The organism is Arthrobacter sp. NPDC058127, from assembly GCF_042884555.1.
Lineage (GTDB): Bacteria > Actinomycetota > Actinomycetes > Actinomycetales > Micrococcaceae > Arthrobacter.
This window is the reverse complement of record NZ_JBHVTT010000014.1, coordinates 102,465-128,972: the sequence shown is the minus strand read 5'-3', so window position 1 is coordinate 128,972 and position 26,508 is coordinate 102,465. Positions and strand designations below refer to the sequence as shown.

The 26,508-nt window shown below is 64.8% G+C and carries 25 protein-coding genes; 17 read left to right on the top strand and 8 right to left on the bottom strand.

Annotation, left to right across the window (positions count from 1 at the left end; all coding sequences use genetic code 11):
• Positions 1-772 precede the first annotated feature (772 nt).
• Complete coding sequence (locus ACFVTG_RS17615; RefSeq protein WP_390282184.1) at positions 773-1,453, bottom strand: hypothetical protein; 681 nt, start codon at positions 1,451-1,453, stop codon at positions 773-775.
• A gap of 6 nt (positions 1,454-1,459) precedes the next feature.
• On the opposite strand from ACFVTG_RS17615, the gene ACFVTG_RS17610 reads away from it, so the two are divergent.
• From ACFVTG_RS17610 to xerD, 9 genes are all read left to right on the top strand, one after another.
• Positions 1,460-2,308: a hypothetical protein gene (locus ACFVTG_RS17610; RefSeq protein WP_390282183.1), complete on the top strand. Its 849-nt coding sequence runs from the start codon at positions 1,460-1,462 to the stop codon at positions 2,306-2,308.
• Positions 2,301-3,290 (top strand): HAD-IIA family hydrolase, encoded by a 990-nt coding sequence (locus ACFVTG_RS17605; RefSeq protein ID WP_390282182.1) that lies wholly within the window; start codon positions 2,301-2,303, stop codon positions 3,288-3,290. Before ACFVTG_RS17610 ends, ACFVTG_RS17605 begins: the two co-directional genes overlap by 8 nt.
• 9 nt (positions 3,291-3,299) lie before the next feature.
• Positions 3,300-3,584 carry a hypothetical protein gene (locus ACFVTG_RS17600; protein ID WP_390282180.1) on the top strand — a complete coding sequence of 95 codons (285 nt, stop codon included), beginning with the start codon at positions 3,300-3,302 and terminating at the stop codon, positions 3,582-3,584.
• 2 nt (positions 3,585-3,586) lie between these two features.
• Positions 3,587-4,399, top strand: coding sequence for a TlyA family RNA methyltransferase (locus ACFVTG_RS17595; RefSeq protein WP_390282179.1), 813 nt, complete (start codon positions 3,587-3,589; stop codon positions 4,397-4,399).
• A gap of 13 nt (positions 4,400-4,412) precedes the next feature.
• Positions 4,413-5,435, top strand: coding sequence for an NAD kinase (locus tag ACFVTG_RS17590; protein WP_284751722.1), 1,023 nt, complete (start codon positions 4,413-4,415; stop codon positions 5,433-5,435).
• Positions 5,436-5,438: 3 nt separating this feature from the next.
• A complete protein-coding gene (gene recN / locus ACFVTG_RS17585) occupies positions 5,439-7,178 on the top strand; it encodes a DNA repair protein RecN (RefSeq protein WP_390282178.1) in 1,740 nt (579 codons plus the stop codon).
• A gap of 210 nt (positions 7,179-7,388) precedes the next feature.
• Entirely contained in the window at positions 7,389-9,131 is a 1,743-nt protein-coding gene (locus tag ACFVTG_RS17580; RefSeq protein ID WP_390282177.1) for a CTP synthase, read from the top strand.
• Positions 9,132-9,158: 27 nt separating this feature from the next.
• Entirely contained in the window at positions 9,159-9,821 is a 663-nt protein-coding gene (locus ACFVTG_RS17575; protein ID WP_284751725.1) for an NUDIX hydrolase, read from the top strand.
• Positions 9,794-10,786, top strand: coding sequence for a site-specific tyrosine recombinase XerD (gene xerD, locus ACFVTG_RS17570; RefSeq protein ID WP_390282190.1), 993 nt, complete (start codon positions 9,794-9,796; stop codon positions 10,784-10,786). Before ACFVTG_RS17575 ends, xerD begins: the two co-directional genes overlap by 28 nt.
• A gap of 50 nt (positions 10,787-10,836) precedes the next feature.
• Here xerD and ACFVTG_RS17565 read toward each other — a convergent pair whose 3' ends face one another.
• A complete protein-coding gene (locus ACFVTG_RS17565; RefSeq protein WP_284751727.1) occupies positions 10,837-11,577 on the bottom strand; it encodes a hypothetical protein in 741 nt (246 codons plus the stop codon).
• 55 nt (positions 11,578-11,632) lie between these two features.
• Between ACFVTG_RS17565 and ACFVTG_RS17560 the strand changes: the two genes are divergently transcribed.
• On the top strand, positions 11,633-12,136 hold the full coding sequence (locus ACFVTG_RS17560; RefSeq protein ID WP_390282176.1) for an 8-oxo-dGTP diphosphatase: 504 nt from the start codon (positions 11,633-11,635) through the stop codon (positions 12,134-12,136).
• Positions 12,137-12,224: 88 nt separating this feature from the next.
• Here ACFVTG_RS17560 and ACFVTG_RS17555 read toward each other — a convergent pair whose 3' ends face one another.
• The 6 genes from ACFVTG_RS17555 to ACFVTG_RS17530 form a co-directional block, all read right to left on the bottom strand.
• Positions 12,225-13,376 (bottom strand): bifunctional 2-methylcitrate synthase/citrate synthase, encoded by a 1,152-nt coding sequence (locus tag ACFVTG_RS17555; RefSeq protein ID WP_390282175.1) that lies wholly within the window; start codon positions 13,374-13,376, stop codon positions 12,225-12,227.
• A gap of 70 nt (positions 13,377-13,446) precedes the next feature.
• Positions 13,447-14,355 carry a methylisocitrate lyase gene (prpB, locus tag ACFVTG_RS17550; protein ID WP_390282174.1) on the bottom strand — a complete coding sequence of 303 codons (909 nt, stop codon included), beginning with the start codon at positions 14,353-14,355 and terminating at the stop codon, positions 13,447-13,449.
• On the bottom strand, positions 14,356-15,876 hold the full coding sequence (locus ACFVTG_RS17545) for an MmgE/PrpD family protein (RefSeq protein WP_390282173.1): 1,521 nt from the start codon (positions 15,874-15,876) through the stop codon (positions 14,356-14,358).
• A gap of 10 nt (positions 15,877-15,886) precedes the next feature.
• On the bottom strand, positions 15,887-16,528 hold the full coding sequence (locus tag ACFVTG_RS17540) for a GntR family transcriptional regulator (protein WP_390282172.1): 642 nt from the start codon (positions 16,526-16,528) through the stop codon (positions 15,887-15,889).
• A gap of 119 nt (positions 16,529-16,647) precedes the next feature.
• On the bottom strand, positions 16,648-17,361 hold the full coding sequence (locus ACFVTG_RS17535; RefSeq protein WP_390282171.1) for a response regulator: 714 nt from the start codon (positions 17,359-17,361) through the stop codon (positions 16,648-16,650).
• On the bottom strand, positions 17,358-19,025 hold the full coding sequence (locus tag ACFVTG_RS17530; protein ID WP_390282170.1) for an ATP-binding protein: 1,668 nt from the start codon (positions 19,023-19,025) through the stop codon (positions 17,358-17,360). Before ACFVTG_RS17530 ends, ACFVTG_RS17535 begins: the two co-directional genes overlap by 4 nt.
• A gap of 152 nt (positions 19,026-19,177) precedes the next feature.
• Here ACFVTG_RS17530 and ACFVTG_RS17525 point away from each other — a divergent pair, with 152 nt between their 5' ends.
• From ACFVTG_RS17525 to cmk, 7 genes are all read left to right on the top strand, one after another.
• Complete coding sequence (locus tag ACFVTG_RS17525; protein ID WP_390282169.1) at positions 19,178-20,503, top strand: cation:dicarboxylate symporter family transporter; 1,326 nt, start codon at positions 19,178-19,180, stop codon at positions 20,501-20,503.
• Positions 20,504-20,759: 256 nt separating this feature from the next.
• The gene (locus tag ACFVTG_RS17520; protein WP_284751736.1) at positions 20,760-21,659 is read left to right on the top strand and encodes a ParA family protein; all 900 of its coding nucleotides are present in this window, start codon (positions 20,760-20,762) and stop codon (positions 21,657-21,659) included.
• Positions 21,660-21,796: 137 nt separating this feature from the next.
• Positions 21,797-22,594 (top strand): ScpA family protein, encoded by a 798-nt coding sequence (locus ACFVTG_RS17515; protein WP_350225128.1) that lies wholly within the window; start codon positions 21,797-21,799, stop codon positions 22,592-22,594.
• Complete coding sequence (locus ACFVTG_RS17510) at positions 22,591-23,256, top strand: SMC-Scp complex subunit ScpB (RefSeq protein WP_390282168.1); 666 nt, start codon at positions 22,591-22,593, stop codon at positions 23,254-23,256. The genes ACFVTG_RS17515 and ACFVTG_RS17510 overlap by 4 nt, the downstream gene beginning before the upstream one ends.
• Before the next feature lie 164 nt (positions 23,257-23,420).
• The gene (locus ACFVTG_RS17505) at positions 23,421-24,671 is read left to right on the top strand and encodes a pseudouridine synthase (RefSeq protein ID WP_390282167.1); all 1,251 of its coding nucleotides are present in this window, start codon (positions 23,421-23,423) and stop codon (positions 24,669-24,671) included.
• A 3-nt stretch (positions 24,672-24,674) separates the two neighbouring features.
• Positions 24,675-25,781, top strand: coding sequence for a prephenate dehydrogenase (locus ACFVTG_RS17500; RefSeq protein ID WP_390282166.1), 1,107 nt, complete (start codon positions 24,675-24,677; stop codon positions 25,779-25,781).
• A complete protein-coding gene (gene cmk, locus ACFVTG_RS17495; protein ID WP_284751740.1) occupies positions 25,781-26,494 on the top strand; it encodes a (d)CMP kinase in 714 nt (237 codons plus the stop codon). The genes ACFVTG_RS17500 and cmk overlap by 1 nt, the downstream gene beginning before the upstream one ends.
• The last annotated feature ends 14 nt before the right edge of the window (positions 26,495-26,508 follow it).

Below are 26,508 nucleotides of genomic sequence, written 5' to 3'. Positions count from 1 at the left end.
CACCCGGGAGGGTGTGGGAGAGTAGGACACCGCCGGACAACCATTCACGTTCAGGCCCCGACACACGTCGGGGCCTGAACCATTTAAACCCACCCGGCACACGCGAGCCGGCGTCCCGAAACCCCCGCTCACGTATGGCCCGGTTTCGACAAACCCCCGCTCACATATGGCCCGGTTTCCGGTAAACCCCCGCTCAGATATGTGGGTTCCACGACCGGGCTCGCTGGCATATGTGAGCGGGCGTCCTGCCGGGACCCCCAATACGTGAGCGAGCGTCGGGCCGGGACCCGGTCTACGTGAGCGAGCGTTTTGGTCACCCAACCCCCGCGCACATATCAACGGTCGTGACCAGACCCCCGCTCACGTATGGCCCGGTTTCGATAAACCCCCGCTCACATATGGCCCGGTGTCCGAAACCCCCGCTCAGATATGTGGCTTCCACGACCGACGCTCGCTCGCATGATGTGAGCGAGGGTCCGGCCCGGACCCGGCATATGTGAGCGAGGGTCCGGCCGGGACCCGCCATACGTGAGCGAGCGTCGGGCCCGGACCCGGCATACGTGAGCGAGCGTGGATTTGTAAGCCAGCGAGGCTCGGGGGGCACAGGCAGGCCTGGGGCTGTGATGATTCCCACGGGAAGCTGAATAGGCGGCCTTCGAATGCGTTCGCGGATGCCTGGTCACCTAGAATTACATAAGAGATACGAGCCGGATCCCGGCGGCGTGAGAACAAAATACGGATAAGAGCGGCTGCACATGCGCCAGTGGTCAGCTCACAACAGGAGGAATCCATCATGGCTGAGCACAACGGCGGCAACCGCGGCAACTTCGGCGGTGGCCGCGGCGATCGCGGCCCGTTCCGCGCCAATAACAATTCCGGGGGCGACCCGCGAGGATTCCGTTCCAGGGAAAACCGTGAAGGCACTCCTGGCGGTGACCGTGATCGTAAGCCGTTCGGTGATCGTGATCGCAAACCCTTTGGTGATCGTCCGCGTCGTGATGGGGATGCGCGTCCGAGTTTCGGTGATCGTGATCGTAAGCCGTTTGGTGATCGTCCGCGTCGTGATGGGGATGCGCGTCCGAGTTTCGGTGACCGCGACCGCAAACCCTTTGGTGAGCGCCCGAGCCGTGAGGGTGATCGTGATCGTAAGCCGTTTGGTGATCGTCCGCGTCGCGAAGGCGACGGAGAGCGCCGTAGTTTCGGCGACCGCCCCGAGCGCGGTCCCCGCAAGTTCGATGGCCCACGTACTGAGGGACGCAGCTTCGGCGGTGGATCCTGGGAAGAGCGTCCCGCACGGGTTCCGAATGCCGCGGACCTGCGCAGCGCCAACCGCCCGGACCGCGAGCGTTCCCCGGAGATCGACGACGACGTTACGGGCCAGGAGCTCGATCGGGTCACGAAGCACCAGATCAAGACCCTTGAAAGCACCAATGTCGATTGGGTCGCCAAGCACCTGGTGATGGCCGGCCGTCTCATCGATATCGATCCTGAGCTTTCCTTTCAGCATGCCTTGGCTGCGAGCCGCCGTGGTGGACGTTTGGCGGCTGTCCGCGAAGCTGTGGGCCTGACGGCCTACGCTGCCGGCCACTATGGGGAGGCACTTCGCGAATTCCGCACCTACCGCCGGATCAGTGGCTCCAACGTCCATTTGCCCCTCATGGCCGACTGCGAACGCGGCCTGGGGCGTCCGGACCGGGCGCTGGATGTAGTCCGTTCACCCGAGGCCCAGGATCTCGACGCCCCCGGCAAGGTCGAGCTGGCCATTGTGGCTTCCGGCGCCCGGAGCGATCTTGGCCAGTTGGACGCCGCCGTGGCTGAGCTGGAGATCATCCAGCTCGACATCAACCGCGCTTTCTCCTACAGCCCCCGCCTGTTCCGTGCCTACGCAGACGCCCTGGCCGCCGTGGGTCGCACGGAAGAAGCCGGTAAGTGGCAGCGCCAGGCAGTCGTCGCTGAAAATGCCCTCGGCGTAGGAGACTTCGAGGACCCGGACATCATCGACCTCGGCGAGGACGATGAAAACGAAGCCCGCAAGCCTCGTTTCCGGAACATCGAAGAGAACAAGGAACGAACCGAAGAGAGCAAGTCCGAGGCTGCCCCTGCGCTTGCGGAAACTGTCCTCGGCTCTGAAGCCACCGAACTCGACGACGTGGAACTCGACGACGTCGAGTCTGACTACTTTGAGTCCGACGACGCCGAGTCGGACCGCGATTCCGTCGAGGACGCAGAAGAGGACGAAGAAGACGAAGAAGACGAGGAAGACGGGGAAGAGGCTTCCGAGGGCGGCGAAGAGACCAAGAATGACTGAGGCCTCACTGGTTTCGCGTTTCGACGCCGTTCTGTCCGATCTGGACGGAGTTGTCTACGCAGGTCCACATGCCATTCCCGGCGCGGTGGAGTCGCTGCAGCGGCTTGAGTCGGTCGGGGTGCGCCTGGGCTATGTCACCAACAACGCCTCGCGTACCCCGGCACAGGTTGCCGCGCATCTTCGTGAACTTGGCGCCCCTGCCGAGGACAACCAAGTGGTCAGTTCTTCGCAGGCCGCCGGAGATCTTTTGGCCGGGCTCCTTGCCCCGGGTTCGCGTGTAATGATCACTGGAAGCGCGGCGCTGGCCCACGAGATCGAACTCGTGGGCCTCACGCCCGTCCACAGCGCGAAGGAGAACCCTGTGGCGGTGGTCCAAGGCTTCAACCCGGAAATCGCGTGGAAGGATCTGGCCGAGGCGTCCTACGTTGTTGCCGCAGGCGCCCTCTGGGTGGCCACCAATACGGACATGTCCATTCCCCAGGCCCGCGGAATTGCTCCCGGAAACGGCACGCTCGTGGCCGCCGTCGCGTCTGCCACCGGCAAACAGCCGCGGGTCGCCGGCAAGCCGGAGGCCCCGCTCTTCCACTCGGCTGCCCGGAGGCTGAAGTCAGAGCGCCCGATCGTTGTCGGAGACCGGCTGGACACCGACATCCTGGGCGGCAACCGTGCGGGCTTCGCGACGGCGGCGGTGCTCACCGGTGTCGACACGCCCGAGTCCATCCTTGCTGCACGCAGCTCGGAACGCCCCGGCTACTTGCTGGCCGATCTGACGGAACTGTACGAGCCGTACCCCGAGATCCTCGAAGAGGACAGCAGGTTCCGCTGCGGAAAGGCAACTGCCCAAGTCCAAGACGGCCTGATCACAGTCTCCGGCTCCGAGAAGGACCTGGATGCCTGGCGTGCTGCGTGCGCAGCCTGGTGGGCCGCAAATCCCGACGCGGCAGAAGCTACATCGCCGCGGCTCGAATGGCTGGAAAACTAGACTGGTCCCATGAGCGAGTTGAACGATCACCCGGAGGGCCCAGCCGGGCTGCAAACAGCCGAGCCGCATAGCGTCGAGCTGCAAACAGCCGAGCTGCAAACAGCCGAGCGGCAAAGCGCCGGACCGCACGATGCCCCGTGGCCCGACGACACGGCACCCACGGGTGACGCCGCCGTGGATTCCGCCTTGGAGCGGCTGGCGGGCGTCTCCTCCGTGCCGGTGGCCGAGCACAGCGGCCTCTACGCCGGGATCCACGACTCCTTGATGGCGGCCCTCGACGCCGACGAACGCTGAGCATGGCCAGACTCGACCAGGAACTCGTCAGCCGTGGATTGGCGAGATCGCGGACCCATGCCGCGAAACTCATTGCGGACGGAAAGGTCAGTTCCGGAGGCACCGTTCTCGCCAAGGCAGCGCAACAGGTCTCCGAAGAGACGGAAATTGACGTCCAAGCCCACGCCGAGGACGTTTACGTCAGCCGCGCCGGACACAAACTGGCCGGCGCGCTGGCGGCCTTCCCTTCCGTTGTTGTGGAAGGTAAGCGGTGCCTCGACGCCGGAGCCTCGACCGGTGGCTTTACCGACGTGCTGCTCCGGCAAGGTGCCGCGCACGTGGTGGCGGTCGACGTCGGGCACGACCAGTTGGTGCCGTCCCTGCGGAACGATCCCCGCGTCGCAGTCCATGAGGGCCTCAACGTCCGCTACATGACTCCCGAGCAGATCGGCGGCACCGCAGCGCTCACGGTGGCAGACTTGTCCTTCATTTCCCTCACCCTGGTTCTCCACCCGCTCGCGGCATGCACCGAACCCGGGGGAGACCTGGTGCTCATGGTGAAGCCGCAATTCGAGGTCGGCAAGGAGCGGCTGAGCCGCACCGGCGTGGTCACCTCAGACCATGAACGGCGGCGCGCCGTCGCCCAAGTCGCCAGAGCGGCCGTGGACGCAGGGCTCGAACTCTGCGGCCTGGCACCGAGTCCCTTGCCCGGCCAGGACGGAAATGTGGAGTACTTCCTGTGGATAAAACGCAGGATGCAGCCAGACTTGCCTAAGATCGAAGAGCGGGACGAGGAAGTTGCTGCACTGATGGAACGAATCTGGACCACCCACTAGAAAGCAGAACACCATGAGCAGGCGCGTTTTGGTCCTTGCCCACACCGGGCGTGAGGACTCCCTTCGCGCGGCCTGGGATGCCTGCGGGCAGCTCCACTACTCCGGCCTGATCCCCGTGATGCAGAAGTCTGAACTGGACGATATCGAACGGTTCTACGGCGTGGTGGACAAACCGATCGAGATACTCCACGAGGACGTCCGGTTGGAGGACGTCGAACTCGTCATGGTTCTTGGCGGCGACGGCACCATCCTTCGCGCGGCCGAGTTGGTCCGCAACGTCGATGTTCCCCTGTTGGGCGTCAATCTCGGGCATGTCGGTTTCCTTGCCGAAAGCGAGCGGGCCGATCTTGCCCAGACCGTCGAGTGGATTGCCAGCCGCGAATACACGGTGGAAGAACGCATGACCATCGATGTCCAGGTGTGGGTCCGCGGCCAGAAGATCTGGCATACATGGGCTCTCAACGAAGCCGCCATTGAAAAGGCGGACCGGGAGCGCATGATCGAAGTGGTGACCGAAGTTGATGAACGTCCGTTGACGTCGTTCGGTTGTGATGGAGTGGTGCTTGCTACCCCTACGGGCTCCACAGCCTATGCCTTCTCATCCGGTGGGCCCGTGGTGTGGCCCGAGGTGGAAGCGCTGGTGATAGTCCCTATCAGCGCCCATGCCCTCTTCGCCAAACCCCTCGTGGTCTCGCCGCGGTCCAGGCTGGCCGTGGAGATCCTCACCCGGACCGACGCCCAAGGCGTGCTTTGGTGCGATGGCCGCCGTTCCGTGGACCTGCCGCCCGGCGCCCGGATCGAAGTAACCCGGTCCACCCGTCCCGTGCGGCTTGCCCGCACCCACCAGACCCCGTTCTCAGCACGGCTCGTACGGAAGTTTGAGCTCCCCATCCACGGCTGGCGGGGTCCGGCACCCCGTTCGGCTGACATCCACACCGGTCCTACCCCTGTGATCAGGACCTTCAAGCCCAGCCCTTTGCCGACGCCCCAGGATGTGCGGACCGGCAGAGCGGCCGACCCCACAAAGGAGATGTAAACCATGATCGAGGAACTCCGGATCCGTGATCTCGGCGTCATCACCGACGCCACGTTGCCGCTGGGGCCCGGCCTGAGCGTCGTCACGGGCGAAACCGGCGCCGGCAAGACCATGGTGGTCACCGCCGTCGGTCTCCTTCTGGGAGCGCGGTCCGACGCCGGTGCGGTACGCTCCGGTGCCAAGTCCGCCTCCGCGGAAGCCCGCCTCCTGCTTGATCCGGCACATGCCGCCGTGGAACGGGCCGTGGAGGCCGGCGGCGACGCGGAAGAGTACGACGGCGGCACCCAGCTCCTGCTGGCCCGCACCGTGGGCGCGGACGGCCGCAGCCGTGCTTTCGTGGGCGGCCGGTCGGCGCCCGTGGGTGTGCTGGCGGAACTTGGCGAGAGCCTGGTGGTGGTGCACGGCCAGTCGGACCAGATACGGCTCAAGGGTGCCGTGGCGCAGCGGCACGCACTGGACCGCTTCGCCGGGGCCGGGCTCGCAGCAACGCTCGCCGAATACCAGGAGCTCTACAGCCACTGGAAGTCCAGTCAGGCGGAGCTCGACACCCTCCGCGGCGAGGCCCGGGAAAGGCTGCGTGAGGCGGAATCGCTCGCGGTCGCACTCAACGAAATCGACGACGTCGATCCCCAGCCGGCCGAGGATGAGTCCCTCAAAGCCGAGGCAGTGAAGCTGGCGAACGTGGAGGAGCTCCGCATCGCCGCCGCTGCAGCGCATGAAGCCCTGATCTCGGAGGAATTCGGCGAGACCGCCGATGCCACGACCCTGATTGACTCGGCCAAACGGGCGCTGGACCAGGTTTCCGAACATGACGAAGCCTTGGCGGGAGCCGCCGCACGGCTCGCCGAGATCGGCTTCCTCATCAACGACATCGCGGGGGAGCTGTCCAGCTACCAAGCGTCCTTGGACTCCGAGGGACCCGAACGGCTTTCCGAGATCGAGGAGCGGCGCGCAGCCCTGGCCAAACTCATCCGGAAGTACGCTCCGAGCATCGACGAGGTCCTGGAATGGGCAGCCGCTTCGAGGACCCGGCTGGACGAACTGCAAGATGACTCGAGCCGGATCGAAGCCCTTGACGCCGAAGTGACCGCTGCGGAGTCCTCGCTGCGAAAGCAGGCCGCGCGCATCTCGAAGTCCCGATCAAAGGCGGCCAAAGAGCTCTCCGGACGAGTGAGCGCGGAGCTCACTGCCCTTGCGATGGCCGATGCAACGCTGGTGATCGAGGTGGACAGCCAAGGGCCGCTGGGGCCGCACGGCGTCGACGACATCTCCTTCCTCCTGCAACCGCACTCGGGTGCCCCTGCCCGCCCCCTCGGCAAAGGGGCGTCCGGTGGTGAGTTGTCCCGTGTCATGCTTGCCATCGAAGTGGTCCTCGCCGCCGTGGATCCGGTGCCGACCTTCGTCTTTGACGAAGTGGATGCTGGAGTAGGCGGGCGTGCGGCCGTCGAGATCGGACGCCGGCTTGCCATGCTGGCCCGCCACGTCCAGGTGCTGGTGGTGACCCACCTGCCGCAGGTGGCTGCCTTCGCCGACCAACATATCCGCGTCACCAAAACCTCAGTGAGGGGAAGTGACGGCAAGACCGCCACGGGCTTCACGTCCAGCGACGTCCAACTCCTCGACGACGAGGAACGCGTGAAGGAACTCGCCAGGATGCTGGCAGGCCAGGAAGACTCTGAATCCGCGCGGGCGCATGCCCAGGAATTGCTAGACGACGCCAAACTGCTGCCCCAGCAGGCGTAGCCACCCGGCTGCAGCCTGGGACGTCAGTCACACCCGGGCCCTCGCGGGCACGGAGCAAGCCCCCGTGTGTCCGGTGCCGAGCTGCGGATTTCCGAGCCCGTGACCTGTTTTTACCGGTTCGGGTGGACTTTACTCTTGATCCTCGCCCCACGGCAGGGGACTATTGAGCATTTGGGAAAACGGCTAGCGGATCCTTTGGAGGCGCAATTGATGATAGGCTCGAATTCCGTGGTGCAGCGATCAAATTCCCGTGTAAATTCCCGGTTCCCGGGCTCGTCCAAGACGACCAAACACATCTTTGTCACTGGCGGTGTGGCGTCCTCGCTCGGTAAGGGACTGACGGCTTCGAGCCTCGGCCACCTGCTGCGGGCACGCGGTTTGTCTGTAACTATGCAGAAGCTCGATCCCTATCTCAACGTGGATCCGGGCACGATGAACCCCTTCCAGCACGGCGAAGTCTTCGTCACTGACGACGGCGCCGAAACCGACCTCGACATCGGACACTACGAGCGCTTCCTCGATGAAAACCTTGAGGGTTCGGCCAACGTCACGACCGGCCAGATCTACTCGACAGTCATCGCCAAGGAACGGCGTGGTGAGTACCTCGGCGACACCGTCCAGGTCATCCCGCACATCACGGATGAGATCAAGCGCCGCATGCGCCTCCCTGCCGAAGGCAAGAGCGCTCCCGATGTCATCATCACCGAAATCGGCGGCACCGTTGGCGACATCGAGTCCCAGCCTTTCCTCGAGTCCGCACGCCAGGTGCGTCAGGACATCGGCCGCAACAACGTCTTTTTCCTCCACGTCTCGTTGGTGCCCTACATCGGCCCCTCCCAGGAACTGAAGACCAAACCAACTCAGCACTCCGTTGCTGCCCTGCGCTCCATCGGCATCCAGCCGGAAGCGATCGTGATCCGCTCAGACCGCGAAGTGCCCGACGCCATGCGCGAAAAGATCGGCCGCATGTGCGACGTCGATATTGACGCAGTGGTCAACGCCGCCGATGCCCCAAGCATCTACGACATCCCCAAGACACTGCACTCCCAGGGACTTGACTCCTACATCGTCCGTGCCTTGGACCTCCCGTTCAAGGACGTCGACTGGACCAGCTGGGACAAGCTCCTCGAAGCAGTCCACAACCCCAAGCACCAGGTTGAAGTTGCCCTCGTGGGCAAGTACATCGACCTCCCGGACGCTTACCTGTCCGTGACCGAGGCGTTGCGTGCCGGCGGTTTCGCGAACGAAACCAAGGTCAAGATCCGCTGGGTCCCGTCCGACGAATGCGAAACCCTCGAAGGCGCCACCAAGTCCTTGGCCGGCGTCGACGCGATTTGTGTTCCCGGCGGCTTCGGTATCCGTGGCCTGGAGGGCAAGCTCGGCGCGCTCAAGTTCGCCCGCGAGACGAAGCTACCGGTGCTGGGTCTGTGCCTCGGCCTTCAGTGCATGGTCATCGAATACGCCCGCAATGTGGTCGGTCTCGAGGGTGCGTCCTCGAGCGAGTTCGAGCCCGATTCCAAGTACCCGGTCATCGCCACCATGGAAGAGCAGCTGGACATCGTGGACGGCAAGGGAGACCTCGGCGGCACGATGCGCCTGGGCCTTTACGAAGCGAAGCTGGATGAAGGCTCCGTGGTTGCAGAGACCTACGGTGCAACAACGGTTAGCGAGCGTCACCGCCACCGCTACGAGGTCAACAACAAGTACCGCGAGCAGATCGCGGCCGAGGGACTTGTGTTCTCCGGAACGTCTCCCGACGGCAAGCTGGTTGAGTTCGTGGAACTGCCGCGCGAAGTACACCCGTACTACGTGGCAACACAGGCCCACCCAGAGCTCAGCTCCCGCCCCACGCGCCCCCACCCGCTGTTTGCCGGCCTCGTGAAGGCTGCGCTGGAGCGTCAGGCAGGCGTGGATTCGCTAGCAAAGTCAGCCCGCAAGGTCGCTGCGAAGTAATCGCTCACACAAACGAAGGACGGCGCGATGCCCGGTATTTCTGAAACCCCCAGCACTTTTCGGAAGGTTTCGGACGTGCCGAGCCCGCGCCGTCTTTTGTCGTCCAGCAAGGTCTATGAAGGCCGCATTTGGGACGTCGTCAGCGACGCCTTCGAGCTGGGCGAAGACACCGGTACTTTGGTCCGCGACTATATCGACCATCCCGGCGCAGTTGCGGTGCTGCCGATGAATGTCGACGGCGAAATCCTGTTGCTCAAGCAATACCGCCACCCCGTGGGCATGGATCTGTGGGAGATCCCCGCCGGGCTTCTTGATGTGGCCGGGGAAGATTTCGTGGCGGGCGCTGCCCGGGAACTCGCGGAGGAAGCCGATCTTACGGCGGCCACGTGGAATGTCCTCGCGGATTTCTTCAATTCACCTGGCTCCTCGAGCGAGGCGATTCGGATCTATCTGGCGCGCGGATTGGGAGACGTTCCCGAGGCGGAACGGCACGTCCGTACAGACGAAGAAGCCGAAATCGAGCTGGTGTGGGTCACGCTCGACGAAGCTGTTTCAGCGGTGCTCGAAGGCCGCCTGCACAACCCGTCCGCCGTCGTCGGGATCCTCGCGGCAGCTGCCGCGCGTGCCGACGGCTTCAGGAACCTGCGCCCCGCCAATGCCCCCTGGCCGGCACACCCGAGCCAGCGCTGACCGTGCCCCAGCTCGCGGAGACCAAGGCCCAAACTGCCATTGACCGGGCCGTCACGGACTACCTGCAACACCTCGGCGTGGAACGAGGGCTTGCAAGCAACACCTTGTCCGCTTACCGCCGGGACCTGTCCCGCTATTCGAACTTCCTGGCCGCGTCCGGCGTCGACAACCCGGGCAATATCTCCCGCCACGACGTCACTGCTTTCGTCCAGGCGCTGGCCGACGGCTCCGATGGCGGCGCCGCCCTCGGCGTCCGCTCCGCGGCACGCACCGTGGTTGCCGTCCGGGGTCTCCACAAGTTTTGGGCCCTGGAGGGGACGACGACGGCGGACCCTGCGAGCGATGTCCATCCGCCAATGCCTGGCAAGCGTCTGCCGAAGGCCATTAGCGTCGGCGAAGTCACCCGGATCCTTGAAGCTGCCGGTGCCGATACCGCAACCGGGTTGAGGGACCGGGCCCTTTTGGAGTTCCTCTACTCCACAGGTGCCCGCATCAGCGAAGCGGTTGGCCTTGACGTCGACGATGTCTCGCTCGAAGCGGAAGCCGATGGCCCCGCGATCGTGCGGCTCTTCGGAAAAGGTTCCAAGGAGCGCTTAGTTCCGCTGGGATCCTACGGCGCCCGTGCCGTCGGGTCTTATGTGGTTCGTGGAAGGCCCGCATTGGCCGCCAAGGGAAAAGGCACCCCGGCGCTGTTCCTGAACGCCCGCGGAGGCCGGATCAGCCGGCAGAGTGCCTGGACCATCCTCAAGACTGCGGCGGAGAAGGCCAACATCACCAAGGACGTCTCCCCGCACACCCTTCGGCATTCTTTCGCCACGCATCTCCTTGAAGGCGGCGCCGATGTCCGGGTGGTACAGGAGCTCCTGGGCCACGCCTCGGTGACCACCACCCAGGTGTACACCTTGGTCACTGCGGACACCTTGCGCGAGGTGTACGCGGCCGCGCATCCGCGGGCGCTCGGCTGACACCTTGCACCGCACGCCGGACACTGGGCGCGGTCCGGTGCTGGTGGCGCTTACGCCAAGACCTTGAAGGTCAGTTCCACAGCGTTCAGGAACAGCGCGAGAATTGACATGCCGAGGCCGGTCACGAGCAGGAGGCCCGGGTGCGCCAGGCCCACAACCACCCGCTTTAGCCTCGGCCGGGAACGCAGGAATTTCTTGGGCACCCGTGAGCTGGCGGGACTTTGCCTCCAGCCACGCAATCGGCGCAGGAACCAGGCACAACGGACAATGAAAGCCATCCACAGCACGGAAATGACTAGCGGGACGGCCGCCACGAGCAAGTTGAAGCCCAAAGAGGTGACTTCACGCTCGGAATTTCCGACGGCGGCCTGGACTGTGGTGGAGATCGAGGCGCTCATGACCACTGAAACGCCCCACACGAGGAATGCTGTCACCAAGGCAAGGAATCGCACGAAGAAGTGGCCCAGCACTGATTCGTTGTGTGGTTTCAGATGCCGGCGGGGAGTGGCATTCAGCACAGCGAGTGTGGAGAGAAGGGTCGGCAGCGCGGCCATGCCGACCAACAGGTACCAGCTCCAGCCGGCCAGGTCGAGGAATTCATCGAGGACGATCAACAACGCCCAGAATCCAGTCCACGCCCACCCGGCGTAGAGCGGATGCCTGACCAGCCAGTCAGGCAGCCAAGCCTCGGAGGTGTCCGCTACCCGGGCACCCGGCTCGCTTGCCCGGGCAGCCGCCTCTCCTGGCGGGGCCTCCGCCGTCGCGGGACCTTCAACCCCATCCACGCTCATGCGCCAACTGTAGCAAGGACATACTTCCGAAGAGCTGCAGAGTTAGGCTTGGTCAATGACTGCAGCCCACGTCACCCTGTGCTTCCTGCTCCGCGACGGCGATGCCGGCCAGGAGGTGCTCCTGGGCCGGAAGAAGACCGGGTTCGGTACAGGGAAGATCGTGGGCGTCGGCGGACATGTGGAGCCAGGAGAGACGGCGGCCGAGGCCGTATGCCGGGAAGTGCAAGAGGAAATCTTCGTCCACGTGGAAGAAGAGCACCTCATCCCCGCCGGGACAGTGGATTTCGTCTTTCCCGCGAAGGCCGAGTGGAACATGTTCACCACGGTGTATCTCACCGGACGATGGACCGGCGAGCCCGCCGAAAGCGATGAAATAGCACCGCAGTGGTATCGGGTGGAGGGACTCCCAGTCGAACAGATGTGGGCCGACGCCGAACACTGGCTGCCCGCCATGATCTCCGGCCAACGCATCGCAGTTGAAGTTGTTCTCGCTGATGACAACGAAAGCGTCGCCGAGGTTCACACAGCCGAGTGGCTGGATTCGGGAGCAGCGCGCTAACTACCGGGCGGCAACGGCAGCAACGAGAACGACGGCGGGCCGGCACCTTCCCTCAGGTAGCCGGGCCGCCGTCGTACGTCCCGGAAAATTACGGCAGGTGCCGTTCGTCCACGCCGTTGTATTCGCTAAGCGGACGGATCAGGGAGTTCGATCCGAGCTGCTCCATGATGTGTGCGGTCCAGCCGGTGATGCGGCTGGCGACGAACAGCGGGGTGAAGGTCGGGGTGTCGAAGCCCATGAGGTGGTAAGTGGGTCCGGCGGGGTAGTCGAGGTTGGGCTTGATGGCCTTGGCTTCGTCCATGGCCTGCTCCAGCCCGTTGTACAGGCCCAGGATCTCCGGCCGGCCGTAGTGGGCGATCATCTTGTCCAGTGCTGCCTTCATGGTGGGCACCCTGGAGTCGCCGTGCTTGTAGACGCGGTGCCCGAATCCCATGACCTTCTTCTTCTGCGCCAAGGCGTGTTCCATCCAGGTCTTCGCCCGGGAGGCGGCGTCATCCAGCGATTCCTCGGTGCGGATGCCGATTTCCTCGAACGTGTGCATCACGGCCTCGTTGGCGCCGCCGTGCAGCGGGCCCTTGAGGGCGCCGATCGCCGCGGTGACCGCGGAGTGCAGGTCCGAGAGGGTGGAGGTGACAACGCGGGCCGTGAAGGTGGACGCGTTGAAGGAGTGCTCGGCGTAAAGGATCATCGAGACGTTGAACGCCTTGACGACCTCGTCCACCGGGTCCTCGCCGAAGGTCATCCACAGGAAATTCGCAGAGTAACCCAGGTCGTCCCGCGGTGCCACGGGTTCGATTGTTTGCCCGTCCGCGCGCCGGCGGCGCTGATCGTAGGCGACCACTGCCGGCATGGCGGCGAACAGGTCAATGGCCTTGGCCATGTTGGCCTCGGGCGTGGAAACCTCGGCCAGCGGGTGCCGGGCTCCCAGTACCGACGCGGCCGTCCGGCAGACATCCATGGGGTGCGCTGTCGTCGGCAGCGTATCGATGACCTGCTTCACTACGGGGTCCAGGGCGCGGCCCGCGCGCTCGCGGGCTGTGAACTCTGCAAGTTCCTCCGGCGTGGGCAGTTCACCGTTCCACAGCAGGAAGGCTACTTCTTCGAAGCTGCATTTGGCGGCGAGTTCCTGCACGGGGTAGCCGCGGTACAACAGCGAGTTGGTGTCCGGGTTGACCTTGGAGATCGCGGTGTAGTCAACCACGACGCCGGCCAGGCCTTTCTTGATCTCTTCAGCAGCCATGCTGAACTCCTTCGTTCATCGGCAAGCACTCCGGAATAGCCGGAGCGCCTGCATCCCTTGGTTGATCCAGTTACCGGCTGAGCCCAGGAATCTGGAAGTTGAAAACGCTCGTGTCGAAGTGGTTGTAGGCCTCGTAGTCCACGAGGTCATAGAGGCGTGCACGGGTGAGCATGTTCTCCACCTGCGCCTCCTGCGTTCCAGTGGCCTTGATCGTTTCCAGCGTACGCTCTGCAGCCCCCATGGCAATGCGGAGCAGGGTGACGGGGTAGATCACCATGTTCACGCCGACGCCTTGGAGTTGTTCCACGGTGAATAGCTCGCTTTTGCCGAACTCGGTCATGTTGGCCAGGATCGGCACATCCACTGCATCACGGATGGCTTGGAACTCGCTGAGATCTTTCATGGCTTCGGGGAAGATCGCGTCGGCGCCGGCGTCGACGAGCGCTTTGGCGCGTTCCTGTGCGGCTTCGATGCCGTCGACGGCGCGGATGTCGGTGCGGGCCATGATGAGGAAGTTCGGATCCCTGCGGGCGTCGGCGGCAGCGCGGATGCGTTTGGCGGCGGTGTCGACGTCGACCACGTTCTTGCCGTCCAGGTGCCCGCACCGCTTCGGGTTGAACTGGTCCTCGATGTGGCAGCCGGCCAGTCCGGCGTTTTCGAGTTCCTGGATGGTGCGGGCCACGTTCATCGGTTCGCCGAATCCGGTGTCCGCGTCCACGAGGCACGGGAGTTCGGTCATGCGGGCGATTTGCCCTGCCCGGGTGGCGACCTCGGTGAGGGTGGTGAGTCCGATGTCCGGCAGGCCGAGGTCGTTGGCGAGGACGGCGCCGGAGATGTAGACGCCGGGGAAGCCCTTCTCTTCGATCAGGCGTGCCGAGAGCGGGTTGAACGCCCCGGGGAACTGGGCGATGGTCCCGGAGTCCAGCAGTTCCCGAAGCTTGAGCCGTTTCTGTTCCGGGGTGGTGGTGGAGTAGAGCATCTAGAACAGTCCCTTCGGTGCGGCGGCAAGGTCGATGACGCCGGGGGCGGCGGTGATGTTCAGCTGGTCCAGCTCACCCGGGCCCAGTTCGGGGAGGGCCTCGACGGCGGCGAGGAACCTTTCGACCTCGGACGCCTCGACCAAACCGGTAGCAAGCGTGCGGAACTTGTTCACGTACTGCTCCCGGGCAAACGGCCGGGCACCGAGCGGGTGGGCGTCGGCCACGGCGATCTGATCGGTGATGACGGTGCCGTCGTTGAGGGTGATGACAACGGTGCCGCCGAAGGCCTTTTCCGCGATGTCCAGGGAGTGGTAGCGGCGGGTCCATTCGGGGTCTTCCACGGTGGTGACCTTGTGCCAGAGTTCCACGGTGTCCGGGCGGCCGGCACGTTCGGGGCTGTACGAGTCGACGTGGTGCCAGGAGCCGTCCTGTAGCGCGACGGTGAAGATGTACGGGATGGAGTGGTCCAGGGTTTCCCGGCTGGCGGTGGGTGAGTATTTTTGGGGGTCGTTGGCGCCGGAGCCGATCACGTAGTGCGTGTGGTGGCTGGTCTTGATCAGGACGGAGGCCACGTTGGCCGGGTCCGTGGCTTCGGGGTGCTCGCCGTGGAGTTTGCGGGCGAGGTCGATCCAGGCCTGGGCCTGGTACTCGGCGGAGTGTTCCTTGGTGTAGGTGTCCAGGATGGCGCGCTTGGGCTCCCCGGCTTCGGGCAGCGGGACTTCGTAGGAGGCGTCCGGGCCGTCAAGCATCCAGGCGATGACGCCGTCTTCGCCTTCGTAAATCGGCACGGGGGAGGTTTGGCCGCGCATGGAGCGGTCCACGGCCTCGACGGCCATCTTGCCGGCGAATGCGGGGGCGTGGGCTTTCCAGGTGGAGATTTCGCCCTTGCGGGACTGGCGTGTGGCGGTGGTGGTGTGCAGGGCCTGGCCGACGGACTGGAAGATGGTTTCGACGTCCAGGCCCAGGAGGGTGCCGATGCCGGCGGCGGCGGAGGGGCCGAGGTGGGCTACGTGGTCGATCTTGTGTTTGTGCAGGCAGATGGCCTTGACCAGGTTGACCTGGATTTCGTATCCGGTGGCGATGCCGCGGATCAGGTCCTTGCCGCCCGCGCCGACATGCTGGGCGACGGCGAGGATCGGCGGGATGTTGTCGCCCGGGTGGGAGTAGTCGGCGGCCAGGAACGTGTCGTGGTAGTCGAGTTCGCGCACGGCGACGCCGTTGGCCCAGGCGGCCCATTCGGGGGAGACCTTGTCGCTGATCCCGAAAACACTCGAGCCTTTGCCGTTGGTGGTCGGTGCGTGGGTCAGGGCCTGCGCCCGGGCGGAGATGATCGGGGCACGGTTAAGGGAGGCAATGGCGACGGAGGCGTTGTCGATGATCCGGTTGATGACCATCTCCGTGACGAGGGGAAGAACCTCGACGGGGTCGGCGGCGACGGTGGCGATCTTGTGCGCCAGCTGCTCCTCGCGGGGAAGGTTCTCTTCGCTCTTGTAGACGCGGACGTGGTTGTTCTTCACCATGGGGTTCCTTTTAGTGAGGTGTGTGGGTGGCTTTGACGTGGGAAAGACTGCGGTGCAGATGGACGGTGGTGGCTGCTTCGGCGAGCCGGGGGTTGCCTGCCGCGATGGCTTCGGCGATCGCGGCGTGCTCGGCCGCGGCGGCTTGGAGGCGTTCGGCGTCGTCGGCCGCGAGGCGGCGGACCCGCACGAGGTGGACGCGCAGGCTGCGCATGGCCTGGGCGAGGTAGGAATTGGAGATGGCTTCGTCGATCGCTTCGTCGAGCCTTCCTACCAGGGCGTAGTAGTCGTGCCGGGCGGGGTCGCTGTCGTTGAGCATCTCCGGGGCTAGGAGGAGCTCGGCGTGGAGTTGCTCGAACACCGGGCGCACACCGCGTTCCGCGGCGAGGGCGGCGGCTTTGCCTTCGAGGGTTTCGCGCAGCTCGAAGAGTTCGTCGATGTCCTCCAGCGAGATATCGGTGACGACGACGCCGCGGCCGCCTGCCGCCGTCGTCAGCCCTTCCGCGCTGAGCCGGCTCAGCGCCTCCCGGACGGGGGTGCGGGACACACCCAGGCGCTCGGATTGTTCCACTTCCGCGAGGACAGTTCCGGGCGCCAGACGCCACTCAATAATGTCTTCGCGCAGGGCCGCATAGGCTTTGTCGCTGGCACGCATGGACCCTCCTTCATTGAGCGGATGTCCCCAGTGTATACACAAACAGCGAAAAGGCCTAGCTTTTGCCAATAAAACCAGGCCGGCACTCAATCTGTGTATACATCCGCTGGAGTCGTGGGCTAACTCCGATTCCAGCGATACTCGTTCTCCGGCCGTCCCGGAGTGCCGTATCGCGGATTCCTCGTGGCCATCCCGGCGTCGGCCAGGTACTCGAGATATCGGCGCACGGTGACCCTGGACATCCCAAGGGCCTCGGTTGCCTCGCTTGCGGAAACCGGCCGGCCAAGGCTGGCCAGAAGGTCTTTGACCGACTCCAGGCTTTGGGCGGAAAGGCCCTTGGGCAGCGGGAGTTCGGTGGGTGCGCGGAGACTCGCGAACGCCTGGTCCACATCGCTTTGGGACGCTCCACTCGCCCGCGTGCCCGACGCCGGTGCGGCGAGTTGCTCACGGAAGGCGCGATAGCTGGCGAGCTTGTCCGCGAACGTCGCGAACGTGAACGGCTTGATGAGATACTGCACGACTCCGATCGACACCGCGCTGCGGACAATGTTCACTTCCCTGACGGCGGTGATGGCGATGATGTCCGCAAGCAGTCCCGAAGCGCGCATTCGGCGGGCAACGTCCAGTCCGTGAAGATCCGGCAGGTTCATGTCCAACAGGACGAGGTCCACCGGCTGGCCGGCAACGGCGAAATCGTTGAGCAGCCGCAGGGCCGATTGGCCGTCCGGGGCCGTTCCCGCAACGGTGAAGCCGTCGATTCGGCTGACGTAGACGCCGTGGGCATCGGCGGCGATGGGTTCGTCCTCGACAACGAGGACGCGGATTTCGGTCATTCGGCTTCTTTCCTGGAGTCCGGCGCGGGGAGCACTACGCGGAAGAACGCACCGCCCAGGGCGCTCGTGGAGTCGCTGATGGACAGCGTACCGCCAAGCCGCTGCACCGCTTGCCGTACCAGGGCCAGGCCCACGCCGCGGGAAGGCGCTCCGGGCTGCCCGGCCTGTCCGATCCCCGCCGCCTTGGTGCTGTATCCGTATTGCCAGACGTCGTCCACGATGCCGGGATCGATGCCGTGGCCGGAATCGACCACAGTGAACGTGGTTCCTTCAGGTCCCGATTCGATGCCCAGTTCCACTTTGCGCGGCGGGGGAGCGGCAGCCGCGGCGTCGAGGGCGTTGTCCAACAGGTTTCCCAAAATCGTCACCAGGTCCTGGACGGCCAGGCCCTGGAGGCCGTCCCCGCCGGACACCGTGACCGTCAGCTCCGCTCCGCGTTCGTGCGCCTCGGCCGACTTTCCCATGATGAGCGCACTCAGGACAGGCTCGTCCACCGATGCCACGAGGTGGTCGGTCAGCTGTTGGCTCAGTTCAAGGTCCTTGGTGGCGAAGTCCAAGGCGTCGCCGGTACGCCCGAGCTCCATGAGGGACACGATGGTGTGCAGCCGGTTGGCGTGTTCATGCGTCTGGGCCCGCAAGGCGTCGGAGAGGGTCTTCATGGTTTCGAGTTCGCTGCCCAGGGACTCGATTTCCGTCCTGTCCCGGAGCGTGGCTACGGTCCCGAACACGGCAGGCCGCTGCCGGCCCCTCATTCCAGGCGGCCCCACTGCCGGCGCTTGGTTCACCACCAGGATGCGCGAGCCGGTGAGGTGGATTTCGTCGTGCGCCGTCCGGCCGGATTCGAAAAGGCGGTGGAGGCTGGGATCCAGGGGCAGATCAGAAAGGCGCGGGGCGGCTTCCGCAACGGGATCGACGTCGGACCGTTCGAGTCCCAGAAGCTCCGCGGCCTGGTCGTTGTACATGACCACCCTGCCGCCGGTGTCGATAAGCACTACTCCTTCGCGGACCGAATGGAGGACGGACTCGTAGTACGCGAACAATTGTGCCAATTGTTCAGGTCCCCAGCCCCTGGTGACCGAGCGCAGGTACCGGCCCAATAACCACGAGGCCAGGGAGCCGCCTGCGAGCATGGCCAGGGAGATTCCGATGATCGCCGTGAGTCGCGCCGACACGGCGACGTCCACCGTCCGCACCGTGACACCCGCGGCCACGAGGGCCCGGACTTTTCCGGAGGAATCCTCCACGGGAACGATGGTTCGCACGGACGGGCCAAGGGTACCGGCGGTGACTTCGGTGAAGGTCTGGCCGTGGAGGGCGGGATCGATGGTGCCGATGTAGGGTTTGCCGATTTCGTCGGGGTTCGGATGGGTCCAGCGGGTCCGGTCCGGAGCCATGATGGTGATGAAATCAGCATGGGCATTGGCTGTTACCGCCTGGGCATATGGCTGGAGGGTGGCGGATGGGTTCGGTGTGCCGGCTGCTTGAAGCACGAGGGGATTGGCTGCGATCGCGGCGGCCACCGCCTGCATGCGCTGGCCGGCGTCGTTGTAGGCCCGGTCCCTCGCGTCCAGGAAGGCTGCCGTGCCCACGATGGCGGTGAGCGCCAGCACGAACAGCAGATTCGCCACAAAGAGTCTGCGGGCAATGCTCCAGCGTCGGATCACGTGCTCCTTTCTGCGGGCCATCCTGTGACCAATATGAACGCAACAGTGATACATGTCACGCCGCGCCTAATGATGGGTATCACAGCAGAGCGACGCAGGGACATTTTGCAGGGACCACGGCGCTTTCCAGAGTATCTATAAGGAGCAAAGCCATGACCTCTCAAAGAGGAGAGATTGCACCAGCGAAGGCCGGGCGCAAGGGGCTGGACAAGTCGCATTACCTCTACATCGCCGTGATCGCCGCAGTTGTGCTGGGCGCCGTCGTCGGCCTGCTTTTCCCCGAAGTGGGTAAATCCCTCAAGCCTTTGGGTGACGGCTTCATCAAGCTCATCAAGATGATGATCGCCCCGGTCATCTTCTGCACCATCGTCCTGGGCATCGGATCGATCGCCAAGGCAGCCACTGTTGGCAAGGTCGGCGGCCTCGCACTCATCTACTTCCTGGTGATGTCCACCTTCGCGCTCGCCATCGGTTTGGTGGTGGGCAACATCATCCACCCCGGCGAAGGCCTGAAGCTGATCCCGTACGACCCCAACGCGAAGGCTGCCACGAACAGCACCGCCGATTTCCTGCTGGGCATCATCCCCGGAGACATTCCGGTCCTGCCGACGCTCCTGGCCGCCATCCTGGTGGGCTTCGCGCTGCAGCGCATGGGCTCCCAGGGCCAGCCGGTACTCAAGGCCATCCAGCACGGGCAGGCGCTCGTCTTCCGCATCCTCATCATGATCATGTGGCTGGCTCCCGTCGGCGCCTTCGGTGCGATCGCCGCTGTGGTCGGCGCCACCGGAGTGAAGGCCATCTTCGGAATGCTCACCCTGATGGTCGCGTTCTACATCACCTGCGCGCTGTTCATCGTCGTGGTGCTCGGCACCTTGCTTCGGGTTGTTGCCGGCGTCAGCATCTTCCAGCTGATGAAGTACCTGGCCCGCGAGTACCTGCTCATCTTCTCCACCTCATCGTCCGAAGCGGCGCTGCCCAGGCTCATTGCCAAGATGGAGCACCTCGGTGTTTCCAAGCCGGTTGTCGGTGTCACGGTGCCTACCGGTTACTCCTTCAACCTGGACGGAACTGCCATCTACCTGACCATGGCCTCGCTGTTCGTCGCCAACGCCATGGGTATTCCGCTGGACCTTGGCGCCCAGGTATCCCTGCTGGTCTTCATGATCATCGCGTCCAAGGGAGCGGCCGGCGTTTCCGGCGCCGGCCTGGCAACCCTCGCAGCAGGCCTTCAGGCACACCGGCCCGAACTGCTGGGCGGCGTCGGCATGATCGTCGGGATCGACCGCTTCATGTCGGAAGCCCGCGCCCTGACCAACTTCACGGGCAACGCCGTCGCCACCGTGCTGATCGGTACCTGGGTCAAGGAAATCGACCGCAAGCAGGTCACCAACGTCCTGTCCGGCGCGACTCCGTTCGACGAGCTGACCATGATCAGCCACCACGCTGAACCCGAGGTGAAAGAGGCCGTGGCCGCTTAGTCCGGCACACGGTTTGGAAGCATCCACGCAGGCAAGGCAGGAACCCGACAGGGGGCCTGCCTTGCCTGCTTTTTGTTGCACGTTTTGTTGCATGCGGGCCCAACCTTCTACCTCAGCTAGAAGGTAAAGGCTCAAATTGCGGGCAATGTCAAGTTCCGCAAAATGCCGTGTCGGGCGCTGTAGCCTAGGTGGGGAGCAGTGCTGGTGCTGGAGACAGCCGCACGAAATGACCGTCGTGGAGAGAGTGGATAAATACGTGAGCAGCGAACGGGGAACAACTACGCTGGAGGGCACGGATTTCGATCTGGAAGACGCAGTCATGGGGCCTACGGGCCGCCCGTACCGCGACTTCCCCGAGCCCGCGCCGCTGGCCTCCCATGGCCCGGCCCGCGTCATCGCCATGGTCAACCAGAAGGGTGGCGTGGGCAAGACCACGTCAACCATCAACCTCGCCGCTGCGCTCGCAGAATTCGGCCGGCGCGTCCTGCTCGTTGATTTCGATCCGCAGGGAGCTCTTTCCGCAGGCCTGGGCGCGAACCCGCACGAGCTCGACCTCACCGTTTACAACGTCCTGATGGACCGCAAAGTGGACATCCGCGACGCCATCCAGAAGACCGGCGTCGAAGGCATCGACCTCCTGCCGGCCAACATCGACCTCTCCGCCGCCGAGGTCCAGCTCGTCAACGAGGTAGCCCGCGAGCAAGTGCTGGACCGCGCGCTCAAGAGCGTCGAGGATGACTACGACGTCGTGCTCATCGATTGCCAGCCGTCCCTGGGCCTCCTGACGGTCAACGCCTTGACGGCAGCGCACGGCGTCATCATCCCGCTGATCTGCGAATTCTTCGCCCTCCGCGCGGTGGCGCTGCTCGTCGAAACGATCGAGAAGGTCCAGGACCGCTTGAACCCGCGCCTGCAGGTGGACGGCGTGCTCGCCACGATGTACGACGCCCGCACCCTGCACAGCCGCGAAGTCATTTCGAGGCTCGTGGAGGCATTCGGAGACAAGGTCTTCGAGACCGTCATCAAGCGTTCCATCAAGTTCGCCGACGCCACGGTCGCCGCGGAGCCGATCACCAGCTATGCCGGAAACCACATCGGTGCCGACGCCTACCGCCGCCTGGCCAAGGAACTGATTTCGCGCGGCGGCGCACCCTAGCCCGCGTGGCAGAGCCACTCATCCCTGAAACCGCGACCGTCCTGGCGGGCGACGCGCCGCCGTCGTACTCTTCTGCAAGCAACGCGGACGACGCCGGAGCCTCGCCTTCTGGCCGAAAGACCGGCTTTGAGGTCCGGCTGGCGAACTTCACAGGCCCCTTCGATCTCCTGCTCGGCCTGATCTCCAAGCACAAGTTGGACATCACCGAAGTTGCGCTGGCCACCGTCACGGATGAGTTCATCAAGTACATCCGGCGCCTGCAGGAATTGGGCGAGGACTGGGCCCTGGACGAAGCCAGCGAATTCCTGGTCATCGCCGCGACGCTCCTGGACCTCAAAGCCGCGAGGCTTCTGCCCGCCGGCGAAGTCGAAGATGCCGAGGACATTGCCTTGCTGGAAGCCCGGGATCTTCTCTTCGCCCGGCTCCTGCAGTACAAGGCTTTCAAACAAGTGGCCGCGATCCTGTCCGGCACCTTGGAGTCCGAAGCCCGGCGCTTCCCGCGCCAAGTTGCGTTGGAAGGGCATTTCGCGGCAATGCTGCCCGAACTGATTTGGCGCCATACGCCCGAACAGTTTGCAGCGTTGGCGGCCAAGACCCTGGCCCCCAAGGACAAGACGCCCGAGGAGGTAGGGCTCGACCACCTTCACGGAACACCCGTCAGCGTCAAGGAACAGGCCGAGATCATCGGGTACCGCCTGCAGAGCGGCCAGCCCCAATCCTTCAGGGCGCTGATTGCGGACGCCGAGTCCACGCTAGTTGTCGTGGTCCGGTTCCTCGCGCTCCTCGAACTGTTCCGTGACCGTGTAGTGGCGTTCGATCAGCCGGGTCCGCTCGCCGAACTAACCGTCCGCTGGACAGGGCGCCCCGAAGGCTGGAGCAGCGACAGTTTGAGCGACGAGTACGAACAGATCGACAAAGGAGACGAGGCGCTGTGAGCGAGCAGGAAACCGGCCGGGACGGCCTCGCCGAGCTTGAGGCCCTGCCCGGCGGCGTCCGCGCGGCGCTGGAGGCCGTGCTGATGGTGATCGACGAACCGGCCACCGCGGAAGAGCTCGCCGCCGGGCTCAACGTGACGGTCGCCGTCGTCGAGGATTTGCTGGCGGGACTGCGGCAGGAGTATAGCGGCTATACTGTTAAAGCCCCGGGCAGGGACGCTGATGACTTGCACACTGATGCAAGTGCCAGCGCTGCACCCCGGGGTTTTGAGTTGCGGAACGTTGCCGGCGGGTGGCGGATCTATTCACGCGCGGAATTTGCCGACGTCGTGGGCAGGTTCGTTCTCGAAGGCCAGACCGCGCGGCTGACGCAGGCAGCCCTTGAAACCATGGCGGTCATCGCGTACCGGCAGCCGGTTTCCAGGGCCAGGGCGTCGGCCATCCGCGGCGTCAATGTCGATTCAGTCGTCAGGACCCTTGTCCAACGCGGGCTGATCGAGGACTCGGGTACCGATCCTGAATCGGGGGCCATCCTTTACCGGACCACCTCGTACTTCCTCGAGCGCATGGGCATTGGCTCGGTGGCGGAACTGCCTCAATTGTCCCCCCACCTTCCGGGGCTGGAGGGCATCGAGGAGTTCTTCGACGCCGAACGCATGTAGTCGCGGGAACCCGCGGCGCCAGGCAAGGCAAAACAACTCAATATTGCAAGGATCTACAAACGCCCGGCTAGTAGCGGGCAGAGTTCACACAGGGCAGATATCCTCTGTCCGGCTGGCTAATGTTGAGAAAGAACAAGCCGGCCACCATAACAAAAGGACGGGTCATGACACAGGCGGGACGCCAGGGTTCACCACGTAATAGTTCGGGACGAAACGGTTCCGGACGCAACGAGTCGCAGGACTCAGGCCGCAGCGGCGCCGGCCGTACAGGAGGCAGCGGCTTCGGTGCCGGCCGGGGTGGCGCAAGCCGTGCCGGTGGCGCCTCCGGAGGCAGCAAGCGCAGCTTCTCCCCGGGCGGAGAACGCCCCTTCAAGCCAACTCGTCCGCGTGAAGAGCGCCCCTTCGATCCGGACAACCCCACTTCGGCCGGAGGCTACGGGCGTCGTGACGACGCTGGCCGCCAAGACGCGAGGCCGGCCAAGGCCCCCCGCAAGCCAGGCTCCAACAAGCCCGGCTTCGGCAAGGCTCCGGGCACCCCGGGCGCATTGAAGCCCAAGGCCGGCAACAAGAAACAGTACGCTTCCCGCGCCTTCGGCAGTGAGCGCTTCGGCCAGAACCTTGGCCCGATCCGTAAGCCCCGCGGCCGCCGCGGCGAGGTGGCCCAGTCCGAGCAGCACGACGCCGATGGCGTGCGCCTGCAGAAGGTCATGGCCCAGGCCGGCGTGGCTTCGCGCCGCGTGTGCGAGGAAATGATCGAAGAAGGCCGCGTCGAGGTCAACGGCCAGCTCACCACCGAGCTTGGCATGCGCGTCGACCCCGCGACCGCCGTGATTCACGTCGACGGCATCCGCATCCAGCTCGATGACACCATGCTCTACATGGTGTTCAACAAGCCCAAGGGCGTCGTCTCCACCATGGAAGATCCCGAGGGCCGGCCCTGCATCAGCGACTTCCTCAAGTCCGCCAAGAACAAGGGCGAGCGACTCTTCCACGTGGGCCGTCTTGACGTCGCCACGGAGGGCCTGCTGTTGCTGACCAACGACGGCGAACTCGCCAACCGCTTGACGCACCCTTCCTACGAGGTGCCCAAGACGTACCTTGTACAGGTACGCGGCCCGTTCCCGCAGGGCGTCGGCGCGAAGTTGAAGGAAGGCATCGAGCTCGAAGACGGCATCGCTTCCGTCGACTCCTTCAAGCTCGTCGACTCCACTCCGGGCCACGTGCTGATCGAGGTTGTGCTGCACTCCGGCAAGAACCGTATTGTCCGCCGTTTGTTCGAAGCCGTCGGGTTCCCCGTGCTGCGGCTCGTGCGCGTCAAGATCGGTCCCATCGGCCTGGGCGACCAGCGCCAGGGCAGCATCCGAAACCTCGGCAAGCAGGAAGTCGGACACCTCCTGGCATCCGTAGGACTGTAAGGCATGTCGGCATTCCACTCGCACGGCCGGGGCCATCTTGACGGCCCGGTGGTCGTCTTCGGCACCGGACTGCTCGGAGCCAGCATCGGTCTCGGCCTGCGTGGCCGGGGTGTCTCCGTGTTCCTTTCGGACCCCTCGCCGACCAACCAAGCCGTCGCCGTGGATATCGGTGCGGGCAGGCCCCTGTCCGAGCTTGAGAATCCGCCCCAGCTGGTTGTCGTCGCGGCGCCGCCGGACGTGACGGCCGACGTCGTCGAGCGTGCCCTGGGCGAATACCCGGAGGCCGTTGTGGTGGACATTGCCAGCGTCAAGCTGGCAATCCAGGCCGATCTCCGGGCCCGGGGAGTGGACATGTCCCGCTACGTCGGGACGCACCCGATGGCGGGGCGCGAGAAGTCGGGGCCCGTCGCTGCCCGCGGCGAGCTCTTCACGTCAATGCCTTGGGTGCTTTGCCCGTCCGACGAGACCAACGCCGACGCGCTTCAGACGGCACGTTCCCTGGCCGGGGACCTGGGGGCGATAGTCTCCCAGTTCACGGCGGAGGAACACGATGAAGCGGTTGCGTTGGTGTCGCATTTGCCCCAGGTGATGTCGTCGCTGCTCGCCAGCCGCTTGCAAGGGACACCGATCCACGCGCTGTCCCTGGCCGGCAACGGGCTTCGGGACACCACGAGGATTGCTGCCAGCGATCCCACCCTTTGGGTGCAGATCCTTGGCAACAACGCGGCCAAGATGGTGGATATCCTTCACGGTGTCCGTGAGGACCTCAACCGTCTGATCGGTACCTTGGAGGATCCCACCGCTCCCGGCGCCCGGCTGGACCTTGCCCAGCTCATCAGCGAGGGCAACGCCGGGCAGGCCCGGATCCCGGGAAAGCACGGCGGACCCCCGCAGGCATATTCATGGCTTACAGTTCTGGTAGACGACCGGCCCGGGCAGATCGCCAGGCTGTTGACGGAGATCGGCGAGATCGGCGTCAACGTCGAAGACCTCCGCCTGGACCACTCGTCCGGGCAGAACGTTGGCATGGTGGAACTTTCCGTCATGCCCAACAAACATGACCTCCTTGTTGAAGCCTTGACCGACCGTGGATGGCGGGTACTCCAGTAATGAAACGTGAACTTTTCGGCCCGGAGACCGTAGTACGTCCGGGAAAGCCGCTCGTTGTCGCCATCGACGGCCCGTCCGGCTCCGGCAAGTCCAGCGTCAGCAAGGAAGTTGCCCGGCGCTTGAAGCTCGCCTATCTGGACACGGGCGCGATGTACCGTGCGTTGACCTGGTACTGCCTCAAGACCGGCATCGACCTCGCAGACGGTGCCGCCGTCGAGCAGGCGTCAAAGGATCTGCCGCTGGAACTTAGCACCAGCGCCAACGTCGAATACGTCGGTGTTGCCGGCGTGGACATCACGGAGGAAATCCGCGAGCCGAGGATCTCCTCGTCCGTCAGCGCCGTTGCAACCACCCTGGGTGCCCGCAACGAATTGATTCGTCGCCAGCGCCAGCTGATCGAACAGCACCACCGCCGCATGGTGGTGGAGGGACGGGACATCACCACCGTCGTCGCGCCCAACGCGGAGGTCCGCATGCTGCTGACCGCCAGCGAGGAAGCCCGGCTGCGGCGCCGCGGCCTCCAGCTGGGCGGGACGCAGAGCCAAGAGCAGCTCGCCGCCCAAGTGATCCACCGCGACGCCAAGGACTCCACTGTGGTGAACTTCACCCAAGCGGCCGACGGCGTCGTGACGCTGGATTCCTCGGAGCTGGACTTCGAAGAAACCGTCGAAACGGCACTGAACATTGTGGGCAAGGTCATCTACGGTGACTGAAGCCCGGCTCCCGG